The sequence below is a fragment of the Streptomyces puniciscabiei genome (genome assembly GCF_006715785.1).
GTDB lineage: Bacteria > Actinomycetota > Actinomycetes > Streptomycetales > Streptomycetaceae > Streptomyces > Streptomyces puniciscabiei.
This window is the reverse complement of the sequence record NZ_VFNX01000002.1, coordinates 615,575-633,318: the sequence shown is the minus strand read 5'-3', so window position 1 is coordinate 633,318 and position 17,744 is coordinate 615,575. Positions and strand designations below refer to the sequence as shown.

The 17,744-nt window shown below is 73.3% G+C and carries 17 protein-coding genes and 1 pseudogene; 6 read left to right on the top strand and 12 right to left on the bottom strand.

Annotation, left to right across the window (positions count from 1 at the left end):
* Window positions 1-235: 235 nt before the first annotated feature.
* Together FB563_RS33810 and FB563_RS33805 are read right to left on the bottom strand one after the other, a co-directional pair.
* Entirely contained in the window at window positions 236-1,441 is a 1,206-nt protein-coding gene (locus FB563_RS33810) for a PP2C family protein-serine/threonine phosphatase (RefSeq protein ID WP_055704983.1), read from the bottom strand.
* Window positions 1,438-2,559 (bottom strand): aromatic acid exporter family protein, encoded by a 1,122-nt coding sequence (locus FB563_RS33805; RefSeq protein ID WP_055704982.1) that lies wholly within the window; start codon window positions 2,557-2,559, stop codon window positions 1,438-1,440. The genes FB563_RS33810 and FB563_RS33805 overlap by 4 nt, the downstream gene beginning before the upstream one ends.
* A gap of 267 nt (window positions 2,560-2,826) precedes the next feature.
* Between FB563_RS33805 and FB563_RS33800 the strand changes: the two genes are divergently transcribed.
* Complete coding sequence (locus tag FB563_RS33800) at window positions 2,827-4,398, top strand: hypothetical protein (RefSeq protein WP_055704981.1); 1,572 nt, start codon at window positions 2,827-2,829, stop codon at window positions 4,396-4,398.
* 106 nt (window positions 4,399-4,504) lie between these two features.
* Here the strand turns inward: FB563_RS33800 and FB563_RS33795 are convergent, their stop codons facing one another.
* Both FB563_RS33795 and FB563_RS33790 read right to left on the bottom strand, forming a co-directional pair.
* Window positions 4,505-4,699, bottom strand: coding sequence for a hypothetical protein (locus FB563_RS33795; RefSeq protein ID WP_055705009.1), 195 nt, complete (start codon window positions 4,697-4,699; stop codon window positions 4,505-4,507).
* A 71-nt stretch (window positions 4,700-4,770) separates the two neighbouring features.
* On the bottom strand, window positions 4,771-5,184 hold the full coding sequence (locus FB563_RS33790) for an SRPBCC family protein (protein ID WP_055704980.1): 414 nt from the start codon (window positions 5,182-5,184) through the stop codon (window positions 4,771-4,773).
* Window positions 5,185-5,436: 252 nt separating this feature from the next.
* Here FB563_RS33790 and FB563_RS33785 point away from each other — a divergent pair, with 252 nt between their 5' ends.
* The gene (locus tag FB563_RS33785) at window positions 5,437-7,242 is read left to right on the top strand and encodes an alkaline phosphatase family protein (RefSeq protein WP_055704979.1); all 1,806 of its coding nucleotides are present in this window, start codon (window positions 5,437-5,439) and stop codon (window positions 7,240-7,242) included.
* A gap of 58 nt (window positions 7,243-7,300) precedes the next feature.
* Here the strand turns inward: FB563_RS33785 and FB563_RS33780 are convergent, their stop codons facing one another.
* The 5 genes and pseudogenes from FB563_RS33780 to FB563_RS33760 all read right to left on the bottom strand — a co-directional run bounded on the left by FB563_RS33780 (window position 7,301) and on the right by FB563_RS33760 (window position 10,933).
* Window positions 7,301-7,879 carry a HEAT repeat domain-containing protein gene (locus tag FB563_RS33780; RefSeq protein WP_055704978.1) on the bottom strand — a complete coding sequence of 193 codons (579 nt, stop codon included), beginning with the start codon at window positions 7,877-7,879 and terminating at the stop codon, window positions 7,301-7,303.
* 397 nt (window positions 7,880-8,276) lie between these two features.
* Window positions 8,277-8,429, bottom strand: a pseudogene (locus FB563_RS45300) (HEAT repeat domain-containing protein); the annotation flags it as partial.
* 166 nt (window positions 8,430-8,595) lie between these two features.
* Complete coding sequence (locus FB563_RS33770; protein WP_055704977.1) at window positions 8,596-8,823, bottom strand: response regulator transcription factor; 228 nt, start codon at window positions 8,821-8,823, stop codon at window positions 8,596-8,598.
* 200 nt (window positions 8,824-9,023) lie between these two features.
* The gene (locus FB563_RS33765; RefSeq protein WP_142219142.1) at window positions 9,024-9,695 is read right to left on the bottom strand and encodes a response regulator; all 672 of its coding nucleotides are present in this window, start codon (window positions 9,693-9,695) and stop codon (window positions 9,024-9,026) included.
* Complete coding sequence (locus FB563_RS33760; protein ID WP_055707685.1) at window positions 9,692-10,933, bottom strand: sensor histidine kinase; 1,242 nt, start codon at window positions 10,931-10,933, stop codon at window positions 9,692-9,694. The genes FB563_RS33765 and FB563_RS33760 overlap by 4 nt, the downstream gene beginning before the upstream one ends.
* 137 nt (window positions 10,934-11,070) lie before the next feature.
* On the opposite strand from FB563_RS33760, the gene FB563_RS33755 reads away from it, so the two are divergent.
* Window positions 11,071-12,609 (top strand): nitrilase-related carbon-nitrogen hydrolase, encoded by a 1,539-nt coding sequence (locus FB563_RS33755; RefSeq protein ID WP_055707684.1) that lies wholly within the window; start codon window positions 11,071-11,073, stop codon window positions 12,607-12,609.
* A gap of 4 nt (window positions 12,610-12,613) precedes the next feature.
* Here FB563_RS33755 and FB563_RS33750 read toward each other — a convergent pair whose 3' ends face one another.
* On the bottom strand, window positions 12,614-13,435 hold the full coding sequence (locus FB563_RS33750) for a serine hydrolase (RefSeq protein ID WP_055707683.1): 822 nt from the start codon (window positions 13,433-13,435) through the stop codon (window positions 12,614-12,616).
* 191 nt (window positions 13,436-13,626) lie between these two features.
* On the opposite strand from FB563_RS33750, the gene FB563_RS33745 reads away from it, so the two are divergent.
* Both FB563_RS33745 and FB563_RS33740 read left to right on the top strand, forming a co-directional pair.
* Window positions 13,627-14,667: a permease gene (locus tag FB563_RS33745; RefSeq protein ID WP_411573201.1), complete on the top strand. Its 1,041-nt coding sequence runs from the start codon at window positions 13,627-13,629 to the stop codon at window positions 14,665-14,667.
* Window positions 14,664-15,407, top strand: coding sequence for a TIGR03943 family putative permease subunit (locus FB563_RS33740; protein ID WP_055707682.1), 744 nt, complete (start codon window positions 14,664-14,666; stop codon window positions 15,405-15,407). The genes FB563_RS33745 and FB563_RS33740 overlap by 4 nt, the downstream gene beginning before the upstream one ends.
* Here the strand turns inward: FB563_RS33740 and FB563_RS33735 are convergent.
* Complete coding sequence (locus tag FB563_RS33735; protein ID WP_055707681.1) at window positions 15,374-15,853, bottom strand: pyridoxamine 5'-phosphate oxidase family protein; 480 nt, start codon at window positions 15,851-15,853, stop codon at window positions 15,374-15,376. The two genes, FB563_RS33740 and FB563_RS33735, sit on opposite strands and share 34 nt — an antisense overlap.
* A 426-nt stretch (window positions 15,854-16,279) precedes the next feature.
* On the opposite strand from FB563_RS33735, the gene FB563_RS33730 reads away from it, so the two are divergent.
* The gene (locus FB563_RS33730; RefSeq protein ID WP_055707680.1) at window positions 16,280-16,882 is read left to right on the top strand and encodes an Rv1733c family protein; all 603 of its coding nucleotides are present in this window, start codon (window positions 16,280-16,282) and stop codon (window positions 16,880-16,882) included.
* Window positions 16,883-17,297: 415 nt separating this feature from the next.
* Here FB563_RS33730 and FB563_RS33725 read toward each other — a convergent pair whose 3' ends face one another.
* Entirely contained in the window at window positions 17,298-17,564 is a 267-nt protein-coding gene (locus FB563_RS33725) for a GlsB/YeaQ/YmgE family stress response membrane protein (RefSeq protein ID WP_055707679.1), read from the bottom strand.
* Window positions 17,565-17,744: the final 180 nt, after the last annotated feature.

Genomic DNA, 17,744 nt, shown 5'->3' with positions numbered 1-17,744 from the left:
GCCCCTCCGGCGCACCCCGATTGCGCCGTGCGGGGGACGAGACGCGTCCGAGAGGGCCTCCGGGCACGCCGGCCGAGGCCCACGGCGGCGAGGAACGGGCAGAACCACAACGGGTTCGCGCGAGCGGGCAACGGTGCCCGAGGCCGCGGGGGTCACGTCGTACCCACCGAGGGTCCTGGCCTGCTGTTCGGCAGCGGCCGGTCCGCCGGTCGTCGGGGTGTTCGGTATTCCCCTGTCACGGCAGCCGTTCCAGGGCGACCAGGGCCGCGTCGTCGCCGAGGTCGCCGTGGACGTGGTGCAGGAGGTCGCGGCGGAGGGCGGTCACCAGCGTCTCCAGCGGCCGGCCGGCGTGCGCCCGCACCGAGGCGGCCAGGTCGTGGAAGCGGCCACGCCGGTCGCGGGCCTCGATGAACCCGTCGGTGTACAGCACGAGACGGTCGCCCGGCGCGAACGGCACGGTCTGGGCCGCGGGCCGCACCGCCAGCAGGTCCCCGAGGCCGAGCGGGGCGCCGGGCCGGTCCGGCTCGTACGGCCGTACCCCGCCGGAGCGGACGACGTACGGCTCGGGGTGCCCGCAGTGCACGATGCGGGCCACGGGCTCGCCGGGCGGGAACTCCACCAGGAGCGCCGTCGCGAACCGCTCCGCGAACAGGGCACCGGTGCCGGTGCCGCCGGGTCTCCCGCCGTCCGGTGTGCCGTCCAGCGCGGCGATGTGCCGGCGTGCCCGCTCGTCCAGTTGCTCCGCCACTTCGGTCAAGGACGGCTCTCGGTAGGCCAGTTCACGGAACGCGCCGAGCAGGGTCGCCGAGGCGCCGACGGCCTGGAGACCCTTGCCCCGTACGTCGCCGATCACGAGCCGGGTGCCGTAGGGCGTGGGCAGGGCCTCGTAGAAGTCGCCGCCGATGCGCGCCTCCGACTCGGCCGGCAGATACACACCGCCCAGGGCGAGCGAGTCGATACGGCGGGGAAGGGGGTGCATCAGGGCGCGCTGCGCGGTCTCGGCCACGGAGCGGACCCGGTGAAGCTGCCGTTCCCGGCGCTGCCGCAGGGAGCACGCGGCCAGCGAGGTCAGTCCGACCACGAACAGGCTGACGAGGGTGACGTCCGCGTCCGGGTGCCCGCAAGTGCCGGCGTCCCACTGGAGCAGCGCGGTGATCACGAGCGCGGCGCAGCCGAGCGCCGCCGTCGCCCGGCACGGCAGCAGCACGGCGGCCAGTACCGGGACGGCGGCCATCACGGGGGAGACGTGCAGCCAGTCCGGGGTGAGCAGATCGGTGAGGGCGACGACCGCGAGCAGCAGCGCGGGGGTGACGGCAAGGAGTGCGCGGGAGCCGGTGCGGCGGCGCCAGGGCGCCGGCGGGCGTCTCGTCGGCGGCCGGCGCGCGGGTTCGGCGGTGTGCCCGTTGGTGGTGTCGTGCAGTGCGGTGGGGTGAGAAGTCATCGTCTCGGTGAGGGCCGTAGCGGGGCGAGGAGCCGGTGGGCTCGGGCGGGCGGTGTGGGTGCGGGCGCCGACAGGCACGTCAGGGCCGACTCCAGGGGACGCAGGAGGCGCTGGTCGGTGCCGGCCCGCTCCGGGGGATCACAGCCGGGCGCGCCGAGCCGGGCGAGGGCGTGCCGTGCCGCGGGCAGGGCGGGATGCGGCCGGCCGCCCCGGCACGAGTAGGCGCGAAGGGCGGTCGTCCGCAGCAGGCGGGCGTACGGCTGCGCGAAGGCGGAACCGGAACCGGGGTCCTCGGCCGCGCCGGGGTGGGCGTCGAGGAGCCGGCCCGTCGCGGTCACCTGCCCGGCCACGTCGGTCAGCGTGCCCAGCACCCGGTCGTCCAGGTGCCAGCGGCGGCGCCGGGCCGTCGGCCGGACGTTCCAGCGCAGGCTCTCGTGCGCCTCGGCCACGCAGGCCCGGGCCCGGGTCAGGGCCGTGCCGAGGTCGTCCTCCCAGGCCGGGCCGAGCACGGTCCGCGGCCGCTCGTGCCGTACGACCGCGTCGGCCAGGCCGTCGAGGTTCCGGGCGACCAGCAGGCGCAGCTCCTCCAGCGCCCGCTCGGCGGAGCGCACGCGCACGGCGGGGAACAGCAGCAGGCTGCAGGCCGGCCCGAGGGCGAGGCCCAGCACGATCTCCGCGAGATGGGCGGCCAGCTCGTCGGGGTGGCGGCCGCGGACCAGGGCGAAGGCGATCAGGGCGGTCATCGGGACGTGCAGCCCGTGGTGGCCGAGGAAGGCGTGCCGGGCCACCAGCGCGGAGGCGAAGACGACGACCGCAAGGCCCACCACGCCGGGCTCGGCGTACAGCGCGCCGGGCTCGGCGTACAGCGCGCCGGGCAGGGCGAGGAGGACGCCGAGCAGGCATCCGGCGGCGTAGCGGGTGGCGGCGGAGACCGTGGCCACGACCGTCGTCTCGACGATGAGGACGGCGGCGACGGCGCCCGCGTACGGGGCGGAGATGTGCAGCAGCCGCGCGCAGATCTGCCAGGTCAGAGCCGCCGCGACGGCGGCGCGCGCGGCCTCGGCGCCGCCGGCCCGTCCGAACCGCGCCATGAGCGCGGGCAGCGGTGACCTGTGCATGCCTCGTCCGTCCCCTTTCCACCCGGCCCGTTGGATCCCGTCGGATTTCGTCGCATTTCGTTGGGCGGGCACGGTCGCCCAGGATAGTCGGACAAATGGGGCATGAGGCAAATAAGGAATTTGTAGAGACCGTAGTGGTGTGCCTTATGCATGACCGGTTCAAGTCGCAATGAATTCGGCCCCGTTCGAGCCTCTGTCAGGCCGCTCCCCGGACCCGTAAACTGCGGGTCCGCAGCCATGGGGGCGCTGCTGACGGGGGGAGCGACCATGTCCGGAAGTCCGTACGGTCCGAGCCAGGGGTTCGCGGGGCCACCGCTGCCGCCCATGCCGTCGAGCCCGCCACCCGCGCCCCCCGACGCCTGGCGCGCCGTCGCGGTCGCCCTGCTGAACCTGAGCGGTCTGGGCCTCGGATACGCGCTGCTGCGGCGCTGGGTGCTCATGGCCGCGTGCTGGACGGCGACGGTCGTGCTGCTGCTCGTGGCGCTGCCCGCCGACGCCGACGGCATCCCGGTCGCCGCGGTCGTCGGCTACGCCGTACTCCTGCTGCTCGCCGCCCTGCACGGCGGGACCGCCGGGCTGCGCACGCGGCTCGCCCGGCCGCCCGGAGTCCCGCTCGCCCTGCTGCTGGGCGTGCTGCTGCTCGCCGTGCCGGCGGGTGGCACGCTCTGGTACCGGGACGCCCACGACGAGGCCGTGGAGCAGGCGCTCCTCGGCCGTCTCGACAAGGCCGACCACCTGGTGGCGACGAGCGGCCGCCGGCCGTTCACCTCGGCCGAGCCGGACTACCGGTCCGCGCTGGAGGTCTACCGCGACCTCGCGGAGCACCACTCCGGCTCCCGCGCGGCCCGGCGGCTCCCCGGCAGCCTGCGGACCTACTACACGACCGTCGGCGCTCCGTACGGCCACCGGCAGTACTGCGACGCCATCGAGCCCCTGAAGTACCTGCGCACGATGCCCGACAGCATGCCGAAGGACCAGCTCGGATCGCTGGCCGGCTGGCCCGACGACCGGCTCGCGACCTCCCTGTACGAGTGCGGGTCCCAGCGCCTCACGGCCGGCGGGACGGACTGGGACACGCGCTTCGGCGACCTGCTGAACACCTTCCCGCGGTCAGCGGCGGCGACCAGGGTTCCGTCCGCCGTCGACGCGGCCGTGCAGCGTGCGGAGAAGGCCGTCGGCGGAAGCGAACCCTGCACGGCCGTGGCGCAGTTGCGCGACCTGGACACCCGGATCGGCGCACTGGGCAAGTCCACGGGTGACGCGGACGGCACGCTGAACAAGGCCGCCGAGCGCGCCGGGAGGAGCGGCGACGCGGGGGAGTACGCCTGCGGCGTCGATCAGTACCGGCAGGGCGACTTCGCCGCCGCCCAGAAGACAATGGAGCAGTTCGTCTCCGACAACAAGAACGACAAGAACCGAGCCCGCGCCCAGAAGATCGCCATAGCCGCCGAGGTCGCCCAGACCCTCCCCAAGGCCGGCAAGAAGCTGCCCACCACCGCCTCCGGCGGCAGCATCTCCGTCACGGTGAAGAACGACAGCCCCCACGACATCACCGTGCTCTACACCGGCCCGGTGACCGGCAGTTTCACCCTCAAGGGCTGCGGCGGCTGCAAGGCGTACACGTTCGCCGACACCCTGATGACCGGCTTCAAGCCGTGCAGCGGCGGCAAGGACTACCCGCAGCGCACCATCAGCCTCCCGGCGGGCACCACCTACTTCGTGCACAAGCCGAACGGCGCCGGCACCGCCACCCCGGCCTCCGACACGGCCCAGCTGCGGCCCGGCTACATCTACACGGAGTGCGCCTACACGACCCAGTCGTTCGGGTCCGGCTACTGACCGGCGGCCGGGGGCAGGCCGACGAGATGGCCGCGAACCCGCCCTGAAAAACGGTGGTGTACGGAACAGGGCCTCCCCGGAGTGTCCGGGGAGGCCCTGCGCACGCCTACTCGTTCTCCGGGCGCTCGCCCTTCGGGCCGCGGCCGCGTTCCGTCCTCGGGCCCCGGCTCCGCTTCGGTTCCTCCTGCAGGGCCTCGTTCGCGGCGGTGTTCGCGTCCTGGTCGGAGACGCCGGAACGCTCCACCTCCTTGCGCAGCCGCGCCCTGCGGGTGTCGTACTTCTTGCTGCCGGGTTCGGGCACGACGATCACCTCCTGCCCCGGGTCCCCAGCCCTTCCCGAAGAGAAACAGAGTTCGCGGGGGGTCCGGCAGCTCAGCCGGCCCCGTTGTCGACGCGCATGCGCACCTGCTCCTCCAGGCGCCGCAGACTGTGGTCCAGCGCGTCGAACACCGCCTCCTGACCGGGGTCGTGATCGGGGTCGAAGAACGACAGGTGCACGGTCACCTCGCTGGCCCCGGTGCCGATGCCGGACACCTGGAGCCAGCCGGTGTAGCTGCCCTGTTCCCGGGTGCCCCACTCCAGGCGCATCTGCTCGGGCTGGGCCCGCAGCAGGGCGGCCATGTCCTGGCCGGAGCGGTCCTCGTGCACCGTGACGGCGGGCGGTTCCTCGGCCTCCACGTGCAGGGCGTTCGGGAGCCATGCGTCGAGCTGGCCGAGGTTGGCCGCCTGGTCGAAGACCTGCTCGGGCTGTGCGGGCATCGTGCGGGACCATTCGTACTCGCTCATGGTGATACCGCCCTCCGCTCGGAAGTCCTACCCCGACCGCGTGCCCCTTCCGAGGCAGCCGAAAAGCCCGCCGCCTCCCCGTCCCCTGCCCGGACCGGGCGGCACCGGCCGCCAACTTGTCTGGTCAAGTTTGGTCGCGGTTCTTCCCCTCGACAGTCACGGCCACTACTCATGTCCCGTTCGTGCGCACAGTCAGGCCGTGCGGGCGTGGCCCGTCAACGGCATCCTCACCAACGGGACGAGGTACTACGTATGCGACTGCGCTGGAGATCCCTCGGCGGGCTGCTCGCCCTCCTCGGCGCACTGATCGTCGCCGCTCCCACCGGCGCCCGGGCGGCCGGGAGCAGCGGCAACCTGATCGTCAACGGCGACGCGGAGAGCGGCGGCTACTGCACCGGCGACTGGTCGGCCGCCACCACTGTCCCCGGCTGGACCACCGAGGCCGGCGGCCTGAACGTCATGTGCCACAGCGTCGCCTCCTTCGGACTGCCGAGCGACGGCAACACGCCGGGCAAGGCGTTCTTCGGGCCCGGCAACTTCGGCGACGGAGCGATGACGCAGACCGTCGACGTCTCCTCGGCCGCCTCGGCCATCGACGGCGGGGGAGTGCACTACAACCTCTCCGGATGGCTCGGCGGCTGGACCACGTACAGCGGCTATGTCGCGGTCAGCCTGCACTTCCACGACGCGAACGGCGGCCCCGTCGGCGCCGCCGCCAAGCTGCCCACGGTGTCCGCGAGCGACCGGGGTCTGGCCACCAAGTTCCTCTCGCGCAGCACCACCGGCGCGGTCCCGGCCGGCACCCGCTCCATCCAGGTCGAGGTGCAGTTCCTGTCGACGAGCAGCGAGACCGGCTACCTCGACAACCTCTCCCTGACCCTGGACACCCCGGTCACCGCGCCCGCTCCGCTCTCGCCGCCCGTGTCCAAGGTCCCCGGCTACGACCACGTCTTCATGGTCATGATGGAGAACACCGACTACTCCGAGGTCATGAACGACCCCGCGGACACGCCGTACATGCACAGCCTCATGACCCAGGGCGCCACACTCACCGACTTCCACGGCGTCTACCACCCGAGCGACGAGAACTACCTCGCCATAGCCGGCGGCGACACCTACGCCAAGGGCGCCACCTACTTCCCGAACATCAACTCTCCCGAGCGCAACCTCGGCGACACCCTGGAGGCGGCCGGCAAGACCTGGAAGGCGTACGAGCAGGGCATGGGCACCCCCTGCAACACCAAGAACAACAACGACAGTTACTACGAGCCCGACGACGCGCCCTTCATCAACTACACCGACATCAGCGGTGACGCGACGCGCTGTGCGGCCCACCTGTTCGACACCACGCAGCTGACCACCGACCTGAAGTCCGCGGCCTCCACACCCAACTTCTCCTGGATCGCCGCCGACGACTACTACGACGGCGAGGCCTCCGGCAACGGCAACACCACCAGTCTGAAGACCCAGGACGGCTGGCTGAAGCAGACCCTGGCCCCGGTCCTCGCCTCCCCGGCCTGGACGCAGGATCGCTCGCTGCTGATCCTCACCTGGGACGAGAGCGCGAACGAGGCCTACAACCACGTGGTCACCACGGTCGTCGGCTCCCAGGGCACCGTCCCGGCCGGCACCAGCAGCCCGCTGCACTACGACCACTACGGCATCGGCCGTACCGTCGAGGCCGCCCTCGGTCTGCCGGGTCTCACGGCCAACGACACCTACGCGACACCGCTCAACGCCGCGTTCGCCCCGGCCACCGCGACCATCCCGACGCTCACCGGCGACCTGAACGCGGTCTCCGGCGGCGGCAACGTCACCTTCCGCTACTCGGTGCCGTCGGCGACCCAGGTGAACGCCAAGAACTGGATCGGTGTGTACCCCGCGGGCGTGACGCCGGGCAAGCAGTCCTCGCCGGCCTGGTCCTACGCCCCGAACGCCAGCGGCGCCGTCACCTTCTCGACCGGCAAACTGAGCGGAGCGGGCAGGTACGACGTGTACTACCTCGCCAATGACGGCTACTCGGTCCTCGCCGGTCCGTTCTCCCTGACCGTCGGCTGACCGACGACGGAAACGGGCCCACGCCTCCTGGCCGCCCGGCGGAGCAGCCCGCGGATCCTCAGCCCGTGGCCTGCTGTCTCCGCCGCCTTCTCCGCAGGTCGTCGCCGCCGCTCTGGACTCGCAGGGCGGCGGCGACGTCGGGGCTGCGGTCCGCGGACTGTGCCAACGCGGCCGCAGCCTCCTCCCGAACCCCGGGATCGGGGTCTCCGGTGCGCAGGATCAGTTCCCGGACGCATTCCCGGGTCAGTACCGCTGCGTGCCGCAGGCCGGCGCAGGCGCTGGTGCGCACCTCGGTGTCGGGATCGCGCAGGAGGGCGAGCCGGGCGGCGGCGACCTCGGGCGAGGGCGGTCCGCCGGACGGCAGCGCGTACGCCACCGCGCGGCGGACCCGGGCGTCGGGATGGGCGATGTGGCGCAGCGCCAGGGACACGACGGCGGGATCGTCGTAGTACATGAAGGCGTCGAGCAGCTTCGCCAGGGTCGCGCCGTCCTGTTCCTCGGCCGCCCAGGAGGCGAGGAACTCGCACTCCCGCTTCTCGTAGGGGCCCGGGTCCGTGCGCAGCAGCGCCCGCGTTCCCAGGTAGTCCAGCAGGAGCCGGCGGTGCGCCGGGTCGGGGGCGTCGCGGTGGGCGACCACGGCCGACCAGGTCTCGTGAGCCAGGCGGGTCCGGGTGCTGGACGACGAGTACTCGCAGGTCGACGAGGTGTCGCTGGCCGGGCTCGTCGTACGCGACGGACACGGCGCCGTCCTGACCGCGCTGGAGTGGGCCTTCCGGATCCTGACCCCGGTCGGCGAACTGGTCGCGCGCGGTGTGCGGGTGCCCGACGAGGACGATGTGGACTGGTCGACGGTGGTGTGGGTCCTCGCGCAGCGGCGCAGGCTCCTCCTCCACGCCCGTCTCGTACCAGTGCCGGGCCAGGCCGAGCAGCCGCTCACGCTCGGTCCGGGCCAGTCGCAGCCGGGGCTCTCTCCCCAGGACCGCGGTGACAACGGCCGGGGAACCGCCGTCGACGGCCCGCCACAGCGCTGTCGTGCCGTCCGGCAGGACGAGGTCGGGGTCCGCACCGCCGTCGACCAGCGCCTCGGCGACCCCCGCGTCGTACCCGGCCACGGCCTCGCACAGCACCGGAAACCCCTGCGCGTTCCGGGTGTCGGGATCCGCCCCCTCCGCCAGCAGCTTCCGCACCGCCCGCGCGTCCCGCGCCCGCACAGCCGCGACGAGCCGGCACCCGAGGCCTTCCTGACGCACGCCCCATCCCCCCTCGATCCCCCCTTGCGTCTCCCTCGCACCCGCCAAGCTACCGCCTCGGCAGGCGCCGGCCGGGGGCGCCGAGGACGAGTCCGGGACGTGATCACATGCCGAGGGAGATGGCCACGCGGGTCAGTTCGGCGGTGTTGGTGATGTTGAGCTTGGCCCGGATGCGGCGCAGGTAGGCGTCCACGGTGTGGGTGGACAGGCCCATGTGGCGGGCGGTCTGGAGATAGGTGCGGCCGGCGGCGATGTGCCGGAGCGTCTCCCGCTCGCGCGGAGCCAGCGCGGGGGCGGGGGCTTCGGTGTGCGTGGAGAGGGTGGCGCTCATGGTGCTTGTCCTCCGGCGGCGAGGGGTCTGACCGTTTAGGGCGATTTGCCCTTGTTTCTCCAGGCTGCTTGCCGGACGTCATGACCGTGTCCGCCGACTGTCACAGGCGCGTCACAGGGGAGGGGGGATGCGGAATGCCGGAACCCTGGGGAGGTGGCGGCGGGGCGGGCCCACCTGAGGGGGAACCGGTGCGCACCGCGTCAGGCGAGGCCGGCCCGGTGGGCGTACAGGGCCGCCTGGACCCGGTTCTCCAGGCCCAGCCTGGTCAGGATGCGGTTGACCCTGCTCTTCACCGTCGCCTCGCTCAGGCCCAGGTCCGCGGCGATCCTGGCGTTGGACAGGCCCCGCGCGACCAGCACCAGGACCTGGATCTCGCGCTCGGTCAGCGAGACGTCCGCCGGCACGGGTGTGGCCGCCGTCGGCAGCAGCGCGGGCGGCAGCCCGGTGACGGTGTCGATGAGGCGCCGGGTGACGGTCGGCGCGAGGACCGGCTCGCCGTCCGCCGCCGCACGCAGGGCCGCGGCGAGCTGTTCGGGCCGGCTGTTCTTCAGCAGGAAGCCGACGGCCCCGGCACGCAGGGCCGCGTGGACGTACTCGTCCAGGTCGAAGGTGGTCAGCACCAGCACACGCGGCACCGGCCCGGGGCCCGGCCACTCCCGCACGATCCGCCGGGTCGCCTCCACCCCGGTCGTGCCCGGCATGCGTACGTCCATCAGCACCACGTCCGGACACAGCGCCGCGGCCAGCGAGACCGCCTCCTCGCCGTCGCCTGCCTCCCCGACTACCGACAGCCCCTCGCGCCGGTCGATGACCAGCCGCAGCGCGGTCCGCACGATCTCCTGGTCGTCCACCACCAGCACGCGTACCGTCATCGGTCCCCCCGCGCCGCAGGAGGCCGTGCCGTGCCGGCCGCCCGCGCGGACAGCACCGCGCGCAGTCGCCAGCCGCCGTCCGGGCGCGGACCCGCGTCCAGCCCGCCGTCGAAGGCCGCCACCCGCTCCCGCACCCCGACCAGCCCCCGCCCGGTGCCGGGCACCGGCCGGTGGCCCGGGGCCGGCGGGTCGTTCTCGACCTCGACCGTGAGCCGCGCGTCGTCACCGCGCACGGCGATCCGTACGGCGACCGGACCGGCGTGCTTGACCACATTCGTCAGCGCCTCCTGCACGATCCGGTAGGCCGAGACCTGCATCCCGGCGGGCGGCGCCGCCCGCCCGGCCACCTCGACGGCACAGGAGACCCGGCAGCCCGCGGAGGTCGCGACCCCCATGAGCCGGTCGAGACGGGCGAGGGACGGCTCGGGGGCGAGATCCCGTTCGCCGAAGGACAGCAGCCCGAGCAGCCGCCGCATCTCGGCGAGCGCCGTGTCGGCGGTCCGCGCGATCACCCCGACCCCGTGCGCGGCCTCTTCCGGCTGCAGCGGACCGGAGGTGAGCACGTCCTCGGCGGCCCGTGCCTGCAGGGCGATGGCGCTGACGTGATGGGCGACGACGTCGTGCAGATCGCGGGCGATACGGGCGCGCTCGGTGAGCACGGCCTGGCGCGCGTTGAGTTCCCGCTCCGCCGCGAGCCGCCGGTTGAGCTCGCGCAGCCGGGCTGCGTCCGCGTCGATCCGGCGCCGCCCGTGGCCCAGCAGCCAGGCCAGGGCGAAGAAGAAGGCGAACGTCGTGAGGCTGATGGGCTCCAGCGAACCGAGCCGCGGCGGCTCCCAGTGCCCGCTCAGCGCGTCCGTGACGGCTGCCGAGGCGAGGGCGAGCAGGGTCAGCGGCACACTCGTCGGGGCCGGCGTGTACCGGGCCACGGCGTAGACACCGAGCATCAGCAGGAACGGTCCGGGCACCTTCGACGGGATCGGGCCGAGCGTCTGGAACAGGACGTACAGGGCGGTCATCGCGACGAGCACGGCACGCGGCGCCGCCCGCCGCCACAGCAGCGGCACGGTCTGCGCCCCCCACAGCGCCACGCCCCAGACGGGCGGCTCGGGTGTGCGGGCTCGCACCGTGGCCATGTCGAGCAGCGTGAGGACGCCGACCCACACGGCGTCGGTCAGCCGCGGTCGGTCGGCGAGCCAGCGGTGTGCGGCTCGGGGCAGGGCGATCACCTGGGCGCTCATCTCGGTCCGTCAGGCTAGACGCCACGCGGGCGCGACGGATCCTCCGCCGGGCGCGCATCGAAAGATGCGTCGGCGCTCGCCAGGATCGGCACCGGGCCCGAGGCGCCGCCGGGCCGGTCCCCCCTAGCGTCCCGGACATGTCGAACACAGCCGTACAGCCCCCGCCCCGGCCGACGACCGACCAGCCCCGGCGGCGGACGCCTTCCCGCAAACACACCTGGCCGCTGCTCCTGCTCGGCACCACCGCGATGCTCTTCGCGGTCGGCGGCCGGTGGGACATCGCGGCCGCCGCCTGGATCTTCCCCGTGCTGCTGCTGCGCTTCACCCGCCTGAGCCGTGCCTGGCCGGGAGCAGTGTGGACCTGGGCGGCGCACCTCGCGGCAGCCGTCTTCTGGGTCCAGGAGTCGGCGATCGGCTTCAACCCGGCGGTGCTGGCGGGGGCCGTCGCCCTGGCGGCCCTGCAGACGCTGCCCTTCGTCGCCGACCGGCTGATGGCGGCCCGCCTGCACCCCACGGCCGCGTCCCTGGTCCTCCCCGCCGCTGTCGCCGCCGTGGAGTTCCTGATCACCCAGGTGTCCCCGTTCGGCACGGCGTACGGCTCCCTCGCCGTCACCCAGCACGGAGACCTCCCGCTCCTCCAGGTCGTCTCGGTGACGGGGCCGTGGGGCGTCGGCTTCCTGATCGCCTACGTCGCGAGCACCGTCAACCGCCTCTGGCAGCGAGCCACTTGGCGCAGCGGCCTCGGCTGCACGGCCGTCCTGCTCGGCGTGCTGCTCGCGGGCGGCGCCCGGCTGGCCTTCTTTCCGCCGCAGGGCACGACCGTACGGATCGCCGGCGTCAGCCCCGCTCGCGCCGCGACCGACACGCTCAAGGCCACGCTCGCCCGGTACGCCAACGGGCCGGGGGGCGTCGCCGCCGCCCCCGCCGCCGCGGTGCGGCCCGCGATGACCGCGGTCGAGGACGACCTGCTCGCGGCCACCCGCCGCGAGGCCGCCGCCGGCGCGAAGATAGTGATCTGGCCCGAGAACGCCGTCCGGACCCGGGAGCAGGACGAGGCCGCCGCCATCGCCGCCGCACAGCGCGAGGCCCGCCACTCGGGCGTCTACCTGGAGATCGGAGTCCGCGTCCACAGCACCACCCCGCCCGCCTACGGGCGGGACGAGGCACTTCTCATCGACCCCCGCGGCACGGTGCTCCGGACCTACCAGAAGGCCCATCCCATTCCCGGCTCCGAGCGCTTCACGCCCGGCGACGGCCATGTCCCCGTCGTACGCACCCCGTACGGCCGCCTCGCGAACGTCATCTGCTACGACGCCGACTTCCCGGCCCTGATGCGCACTCGGGCCGACATCATGCTCGTCCCCTCGCACGACTGGAAGGAGTACGGCGCCACGCACACCGACAAGGCGCGCCTGCGCGCGATCGAGAACGGCTACGCCCTGATCCGCCAGGACGCGGAAGGGGTCTCGGCCGCCTACGACGCCGAGGGGCACGTCCTCGCCGGCTCGGACTACTTCGCGACCGGCCGGCAGACCATGGTGGCCTACGTCCCCGTGCACGGCGTCACGACGGTCTACGACCGCATCGGGGACACCTTCGCCTGGCTCTGCGTGGCCCTGCTCGGCTCGCTCGCGGTCACCGCCGTCGTCCGGCCCTGCCGACCGGGGGAGCGCTGAGCCGCTATGCGACGGCCTCGCGTGCCGTGCGCTCGACCAGGGAGATCCCGTCGCTCATCGAGGCGCTGCCGTTCGACAGCACCGCGACGAGGCGGCGGTGTCCCTTCACGGTGACCTGGCCGACGCTGTTGACGTCCCACAGGCCCGTGGTGTTGCGCTGCAGCCAGCCGTTCTTCAGCGCCCGCGCGCTGCCGGAGGCTCCCGCGGCCGAGACTCCCCAGGTCTGCTCCGGGATGACCTTGCCCATGAGGCCGCGGATGTAGGTCCGGGACCGCGCGTTCAGGGCCGACTTCCTGGTGACGCCGGACGTCCCCGTTGCGTGCCCGTCGAACACGGCCCGCAGCATCCGTATCTGGTCGCTCGCGGTCGTCCGGGTCAGGCCCCACTTGACGCCCGGCCCGCCGGTCGTCGACGTCAGCCCCAGTCGCTTGTTGGCCGCCGCCAGCCCGGAGGCCTGGCCGATCTCGCGCCAGAGCGCGTCGGCCGCCGTGTTGTCGCTGCGTTCGATCATCGGCTCGGCGTGGCCGCGCTCGGCGGCGGTGAGCTGCCGTCCCGCGTCCTGCGCCTGGAGCAGCAGCGCCGCGAGGATGTCGATCTTGACGATGCTGGCGGTGTCGTACGCGGTGTCCTCCCCGTGCACCACGGGGGTGCGGCCGGCGGCATCCAGGTCGAGCGCCGCCGCCGTGGCACGCGGGGAGGCGGCCCGGGCGGGGGCGGCCGCGGCCGGTGCCGGGTGCAGCGCGCCGACGGAGACGAGGGCCGCGGCCGAGGCCAGCAGGGCACAGGTCCGCGTGCGCGCGAAGGTGAGGAAGGGGTAAGACGGCATGGCGTCGAACGTAGACAAAACGTGTACCGGGCGATGTGGCAGCGGTCACCTTCGGGCCTGTTCATGGGGAATTGTGAGAAGGGTCATGGATGCCGCCAATGGGACGCATCCGCCGTCCGGGCGCGGGTCGATGCGGGGTGGCAGCCGGGGCCGCGCCTATCGTCGGCCAGACACCGACATCCGGAGTGATCATGGAAAAAGCGGATGAACTGGTTGGCGTGGCTGAGGGCGTGACGGTCGTCCCCGCTGGTTTGCCGTCCGTGCGCCGCATCCGGCCCGGACTGCTCGGTGCCGCCCTCGTGATCGCGCTCGGTGTCGTCGCCGTGCTCGCCCTCGCCGGAACCGGGTGGCTGGATCAGCCCGCCGTACAGGCCTGGCGCACCGTGTGCCTCGCCATCACCGTCCAGGCCCTCCCCTTCCTCCTCCTCGGCACGGCCCTGTCGGGGGCGATCAACGCCTTCGTGCCGGCCGACCTCTTCACCAAGGTCCTGCCGAGGCGGCCCGCCCTCGCCGTGCCCGTCGCCGGTGCCGCGGGGGCTGTGCTGCCCGGGTGCGAGTGCGCCTCCGTCCCGGTCGCGCACAGCCTGATCCGACGTGGTGTCACCCCGGCCGCCGCCTTCGCCTTCCTGCTCTCCGCGCCCGCCATCAACCCCGTCGTGCTGACCGCCACCGCCGTCGCCTTCCCGGGCAACCCCGCGATGGTCGCCGCGCGGCTGCTGGCCTCCCTCGCCACGGCTGCCGTGATGGGCTGGCTGTGGCTCTGGCTGGGCAAGGAGCAGTGGCTGCGGCCGGTCCTGCGGCACCGGCACACCGGCCACCGGCACGGCCGCAGCCGCTGGAACGAGTTCCGGCTCGGCTTCCAGCACGACTTCCTGCACGCCGGCGGCTTCCTCGTCCTCGGTGCCATGGCCGCCGCCACCTTCAACGTCGCGGTGCCGCGCTCCGTCCTGGACGCCTTCTCCGGCTCGCCCTGGCTCTCGGTGCTCTTCCTGGCCGGGCTCGCCGTGCTGCTGGCCGTCTGCTCGGAGGCGGACGCCTTCGTCGCCGCCTCGCTCACCGGCTTCTCCCCGGCCGCCCGGCTCGCGTTCATGGTGGTCGGCCCGATGGTCGACCTGAAGCTGATCGCCCTTCAGGCGGGCACCTTCGGGCGGGCCTTCGCCTGGCGGTTCTCCACGGCCACCACTCTCGTGGCGGTAGCCGCGAGCGTCCTGACCGGAGGCGCGCTGCTGTGAGACGCCCGGCCCAGACCCTCCTGTTGACCCTGACCGGCATCGGCCTGCTGCACGCCGCCCTCTTCACCGACATCTACCTGCGCTACGTCAAGGCCGGTCTGCGGCCGCTGCTGATCACCTCCGGCGTGGTCCTGCTGCTGCTCGGGCTGGCCGCGGCGGCCGCACGGGGCGGCCCGGAGCGCGCCGGCCACGACGACCACGAGCCCGACCCCGGGCACGGTCACGCCCACACCGCAGCCCCGCGCGTCGCCTGGCTGCTGTTCCTCCCGGCGCTCAGCCTGCTCCTCTACGCTCCGCCCGCCCTGGGCGCGTACACCGCGGCACGCTCGAACGCCAGGCCGGTCGGCGTGCAGAAAGGATTCACCCCACTGCCCGCGACCTCGCCGCTGCCGATGACCCTCACCGACTTCACCAAGCGCGTCCAGCAGGACCCCAGCCGCGCGATCAGCACCAGACTCGTCCGGCTCACGGGCTTCGTCACCCCGGCCGCGGGCGGCGGCTGGTACCTGACCCGCATCATCTTCACGTGCTGCGCGGCGGACTCCCAGACCGTCAAGATCCGCGTGTACGGCACCGAGGCCCCACCCGCGAACACCTGGCTCGCGGTGACCGGCACCTGGCACCCCCAGGGCACCCTCGGCACCAGCACCGCGCAGGCCGCCCTCGACGCCAAGGACACCCGCCCCATCGCCCAGCCGGTGAACGCCTACACCGACGACCTGCCGCTCACACCGTCGTAGGGCACCGGACCCGGTGTGTCCGTGAGCAGCACGCCCGTCACCAGCGAGGGGTGGATGCGCACGGCGTGGTCCACGCCCTCCTGCGGCGCCCAGGGGACGAGCAGCGTCCGGACCCGGGCGAGGTCCCCGGGGTCCGTGACGAGCCGGGCGTAGCCCGTGACCACCACGCTCCAGCCGAGATGCGTGTCAGGGTCGATCGCGTCGGCCTCGTAGGCGACGACCACGCCCTCGTCTCCGCCCTGCTGCACGTGCGTGGTCAGCGCCGCGCCCTCGTGGGTGCGGATCACGATGTCGCCGCCGTCGAGGACGTGGTTGACCGGGCGGACGGTGGGCAAGGCCTGCCGGGTGAAGACGACCCGCCCCAGGGGCACGCTGTCCAGCAGCCGCAGCGCCTCCACCGGGTCGAGGTCGATGCGCCGGTGCGCCGGCTGGCCGTTACGGATCATGGCTGGCTTCTTCGCGGGTGGCTACTTCTTCGCGGGTGGGTGGCTCTCCCTGCCTCGCGGGTCCCCGGCGCGTGCGGCGGCAGCCCGGGGACGGAGCGACACCGCGGGGGAACCGGTGCCGCTCCTGTCCCCACTGTCGTCCGTCCAGCGCCGTCCGCCCAGTGTCCTTCGGCCCACGGCGGCAGGGCCGTACGTCCCGATTCCGCCGGTCGGCAGGGGCGGGGCGGGAAGGCGTCACGAGCCTCTCGCGCACTCACTCCGCCGACTCCCGGATTGAGGTGCACGATGGTGTGGTGACACTCGACGGCCGGGTCCGGGAGACCGCCCCGAGCCCGCTCGCCGCCCGCCTGGCGCGATCCTGCCCGGCGAGGGGTGCGGGGAGTGGGTGCGGCGAGGCCGCCGGTGCGCGAGAGGAGGCGGGTGACGATGAACCGGACACCTCCCACGACGGTCGCCCAGGTACGGCTGTGGCGCTGGCGACGCAATCCGCTCAGGCGGCACAGCGACGTCGTCGAGGCCTGGATCGTCCTCGTGACCTGGGTGCTCGCCGTTCTCGGCGGAGCCGCGGCGGGTCTCGTGGCGGCCCAGACCGCCGGTGCGGCGTTCTCCGCGCGGCAGGCCCAGGTGCACGCCGTGTCCGCCGTGCTCACCGACGGCGCGGCGCGGACTCCAGCCTCCGGGACCGGCTACGACGACGGGCGGGTGTGGGCCACCGTGCGCTGGACGGACGTCCACGGCACCGTGCACACCGACCGCGCGAAGGTGCCTCCGAGTGCCCCCACCGGATCCCAGGTGACCGTGTGGACCAACCGTGCGGGTCACGTGGTCGCCGCGCCCGTCACCGGTGCTGCCGCCGATCTGCAGGCGGCCCTCACCGGCGCCCTCGTCGCCCCGACGGCCGGCACGGTGGTCTGGGGTGCGGGCTGGGTGGTCCGCAGCCGGCTGATCAAGCGACGCATGGCCGAGTGGGACGAGGAGTGGAAGCAGATCGGCCCCCGGTGGGGGAACCTCAGCGGCGGACGGGGCTAGCGCCCGACACCGGCCGGTCTCCGCCGCCCCGCGTGCCAGAGAGGGGACGACAGGGCGGGAAGGGCCACCCGCTTCTCGCGGATCCGGATTGCGCGGTGCACGGCTCGCGGCCGCTTCCCCGCGTCTGTTCTCGGTCCTTCCCGCCACTACCAGCACACCACGGAAACCGCCGTCCCACCAGGCCCAGCAGTCTTTTGCCGTCGTGGACCCGTCCCGTCCCGCCACCCAAGAGGGTCGTTGCCGCACCTCACGGGCGTTGCGGTGGCTGACCGGACCCGCGCCGGCAGGCCCTTCTCATGCTCTTTCTCATCGTCAACCTGTCGGTCCGCGCAAGCCGTTGCCACCGGGGCCATGGAGGCCCTCGCGAGCCATGGGTGAGCAGCCGTCCAGGTGACAGGAGGACTCAGGAGCCGGGTCAGTCCCGCGAGTTGCCGAACAGGATGCGGTAACCGATGAGCAGCACCAGGGAACCGGCGATCGCGGCGCCCCAGGTGTAGAGGTCGAAGAAGTGCTTCTCCACCGGGCGGTGGAGGAAGCGGACGGAGAGCCAGCCGCCGATGAAGGATCCCGCGACGCCGATGAGAGTGGTGCCGAGCAGTCCGCCCGGGTCGCGGCCGGGGAGCAGGATCTTCGCGATGCCTCCGGCGAACAGGCCGAGGATGATCCAGCCGATGATGCCCATGGTGTTGTTCCTCCCGTCGGGTCGGGATCCGCGTCGAGTGCGCCGGAGACCGACACGAGTTCTGCCAGTTCGCGCAAGCCTAGGGGCAGCTCGACGGAGCCGGGCAAGGGATGTCGGCCGCCCGCGAGCCTCTGGTGATGACCCGTCGAGGTTCTGCAACATGATTAAGACATTGCGCAA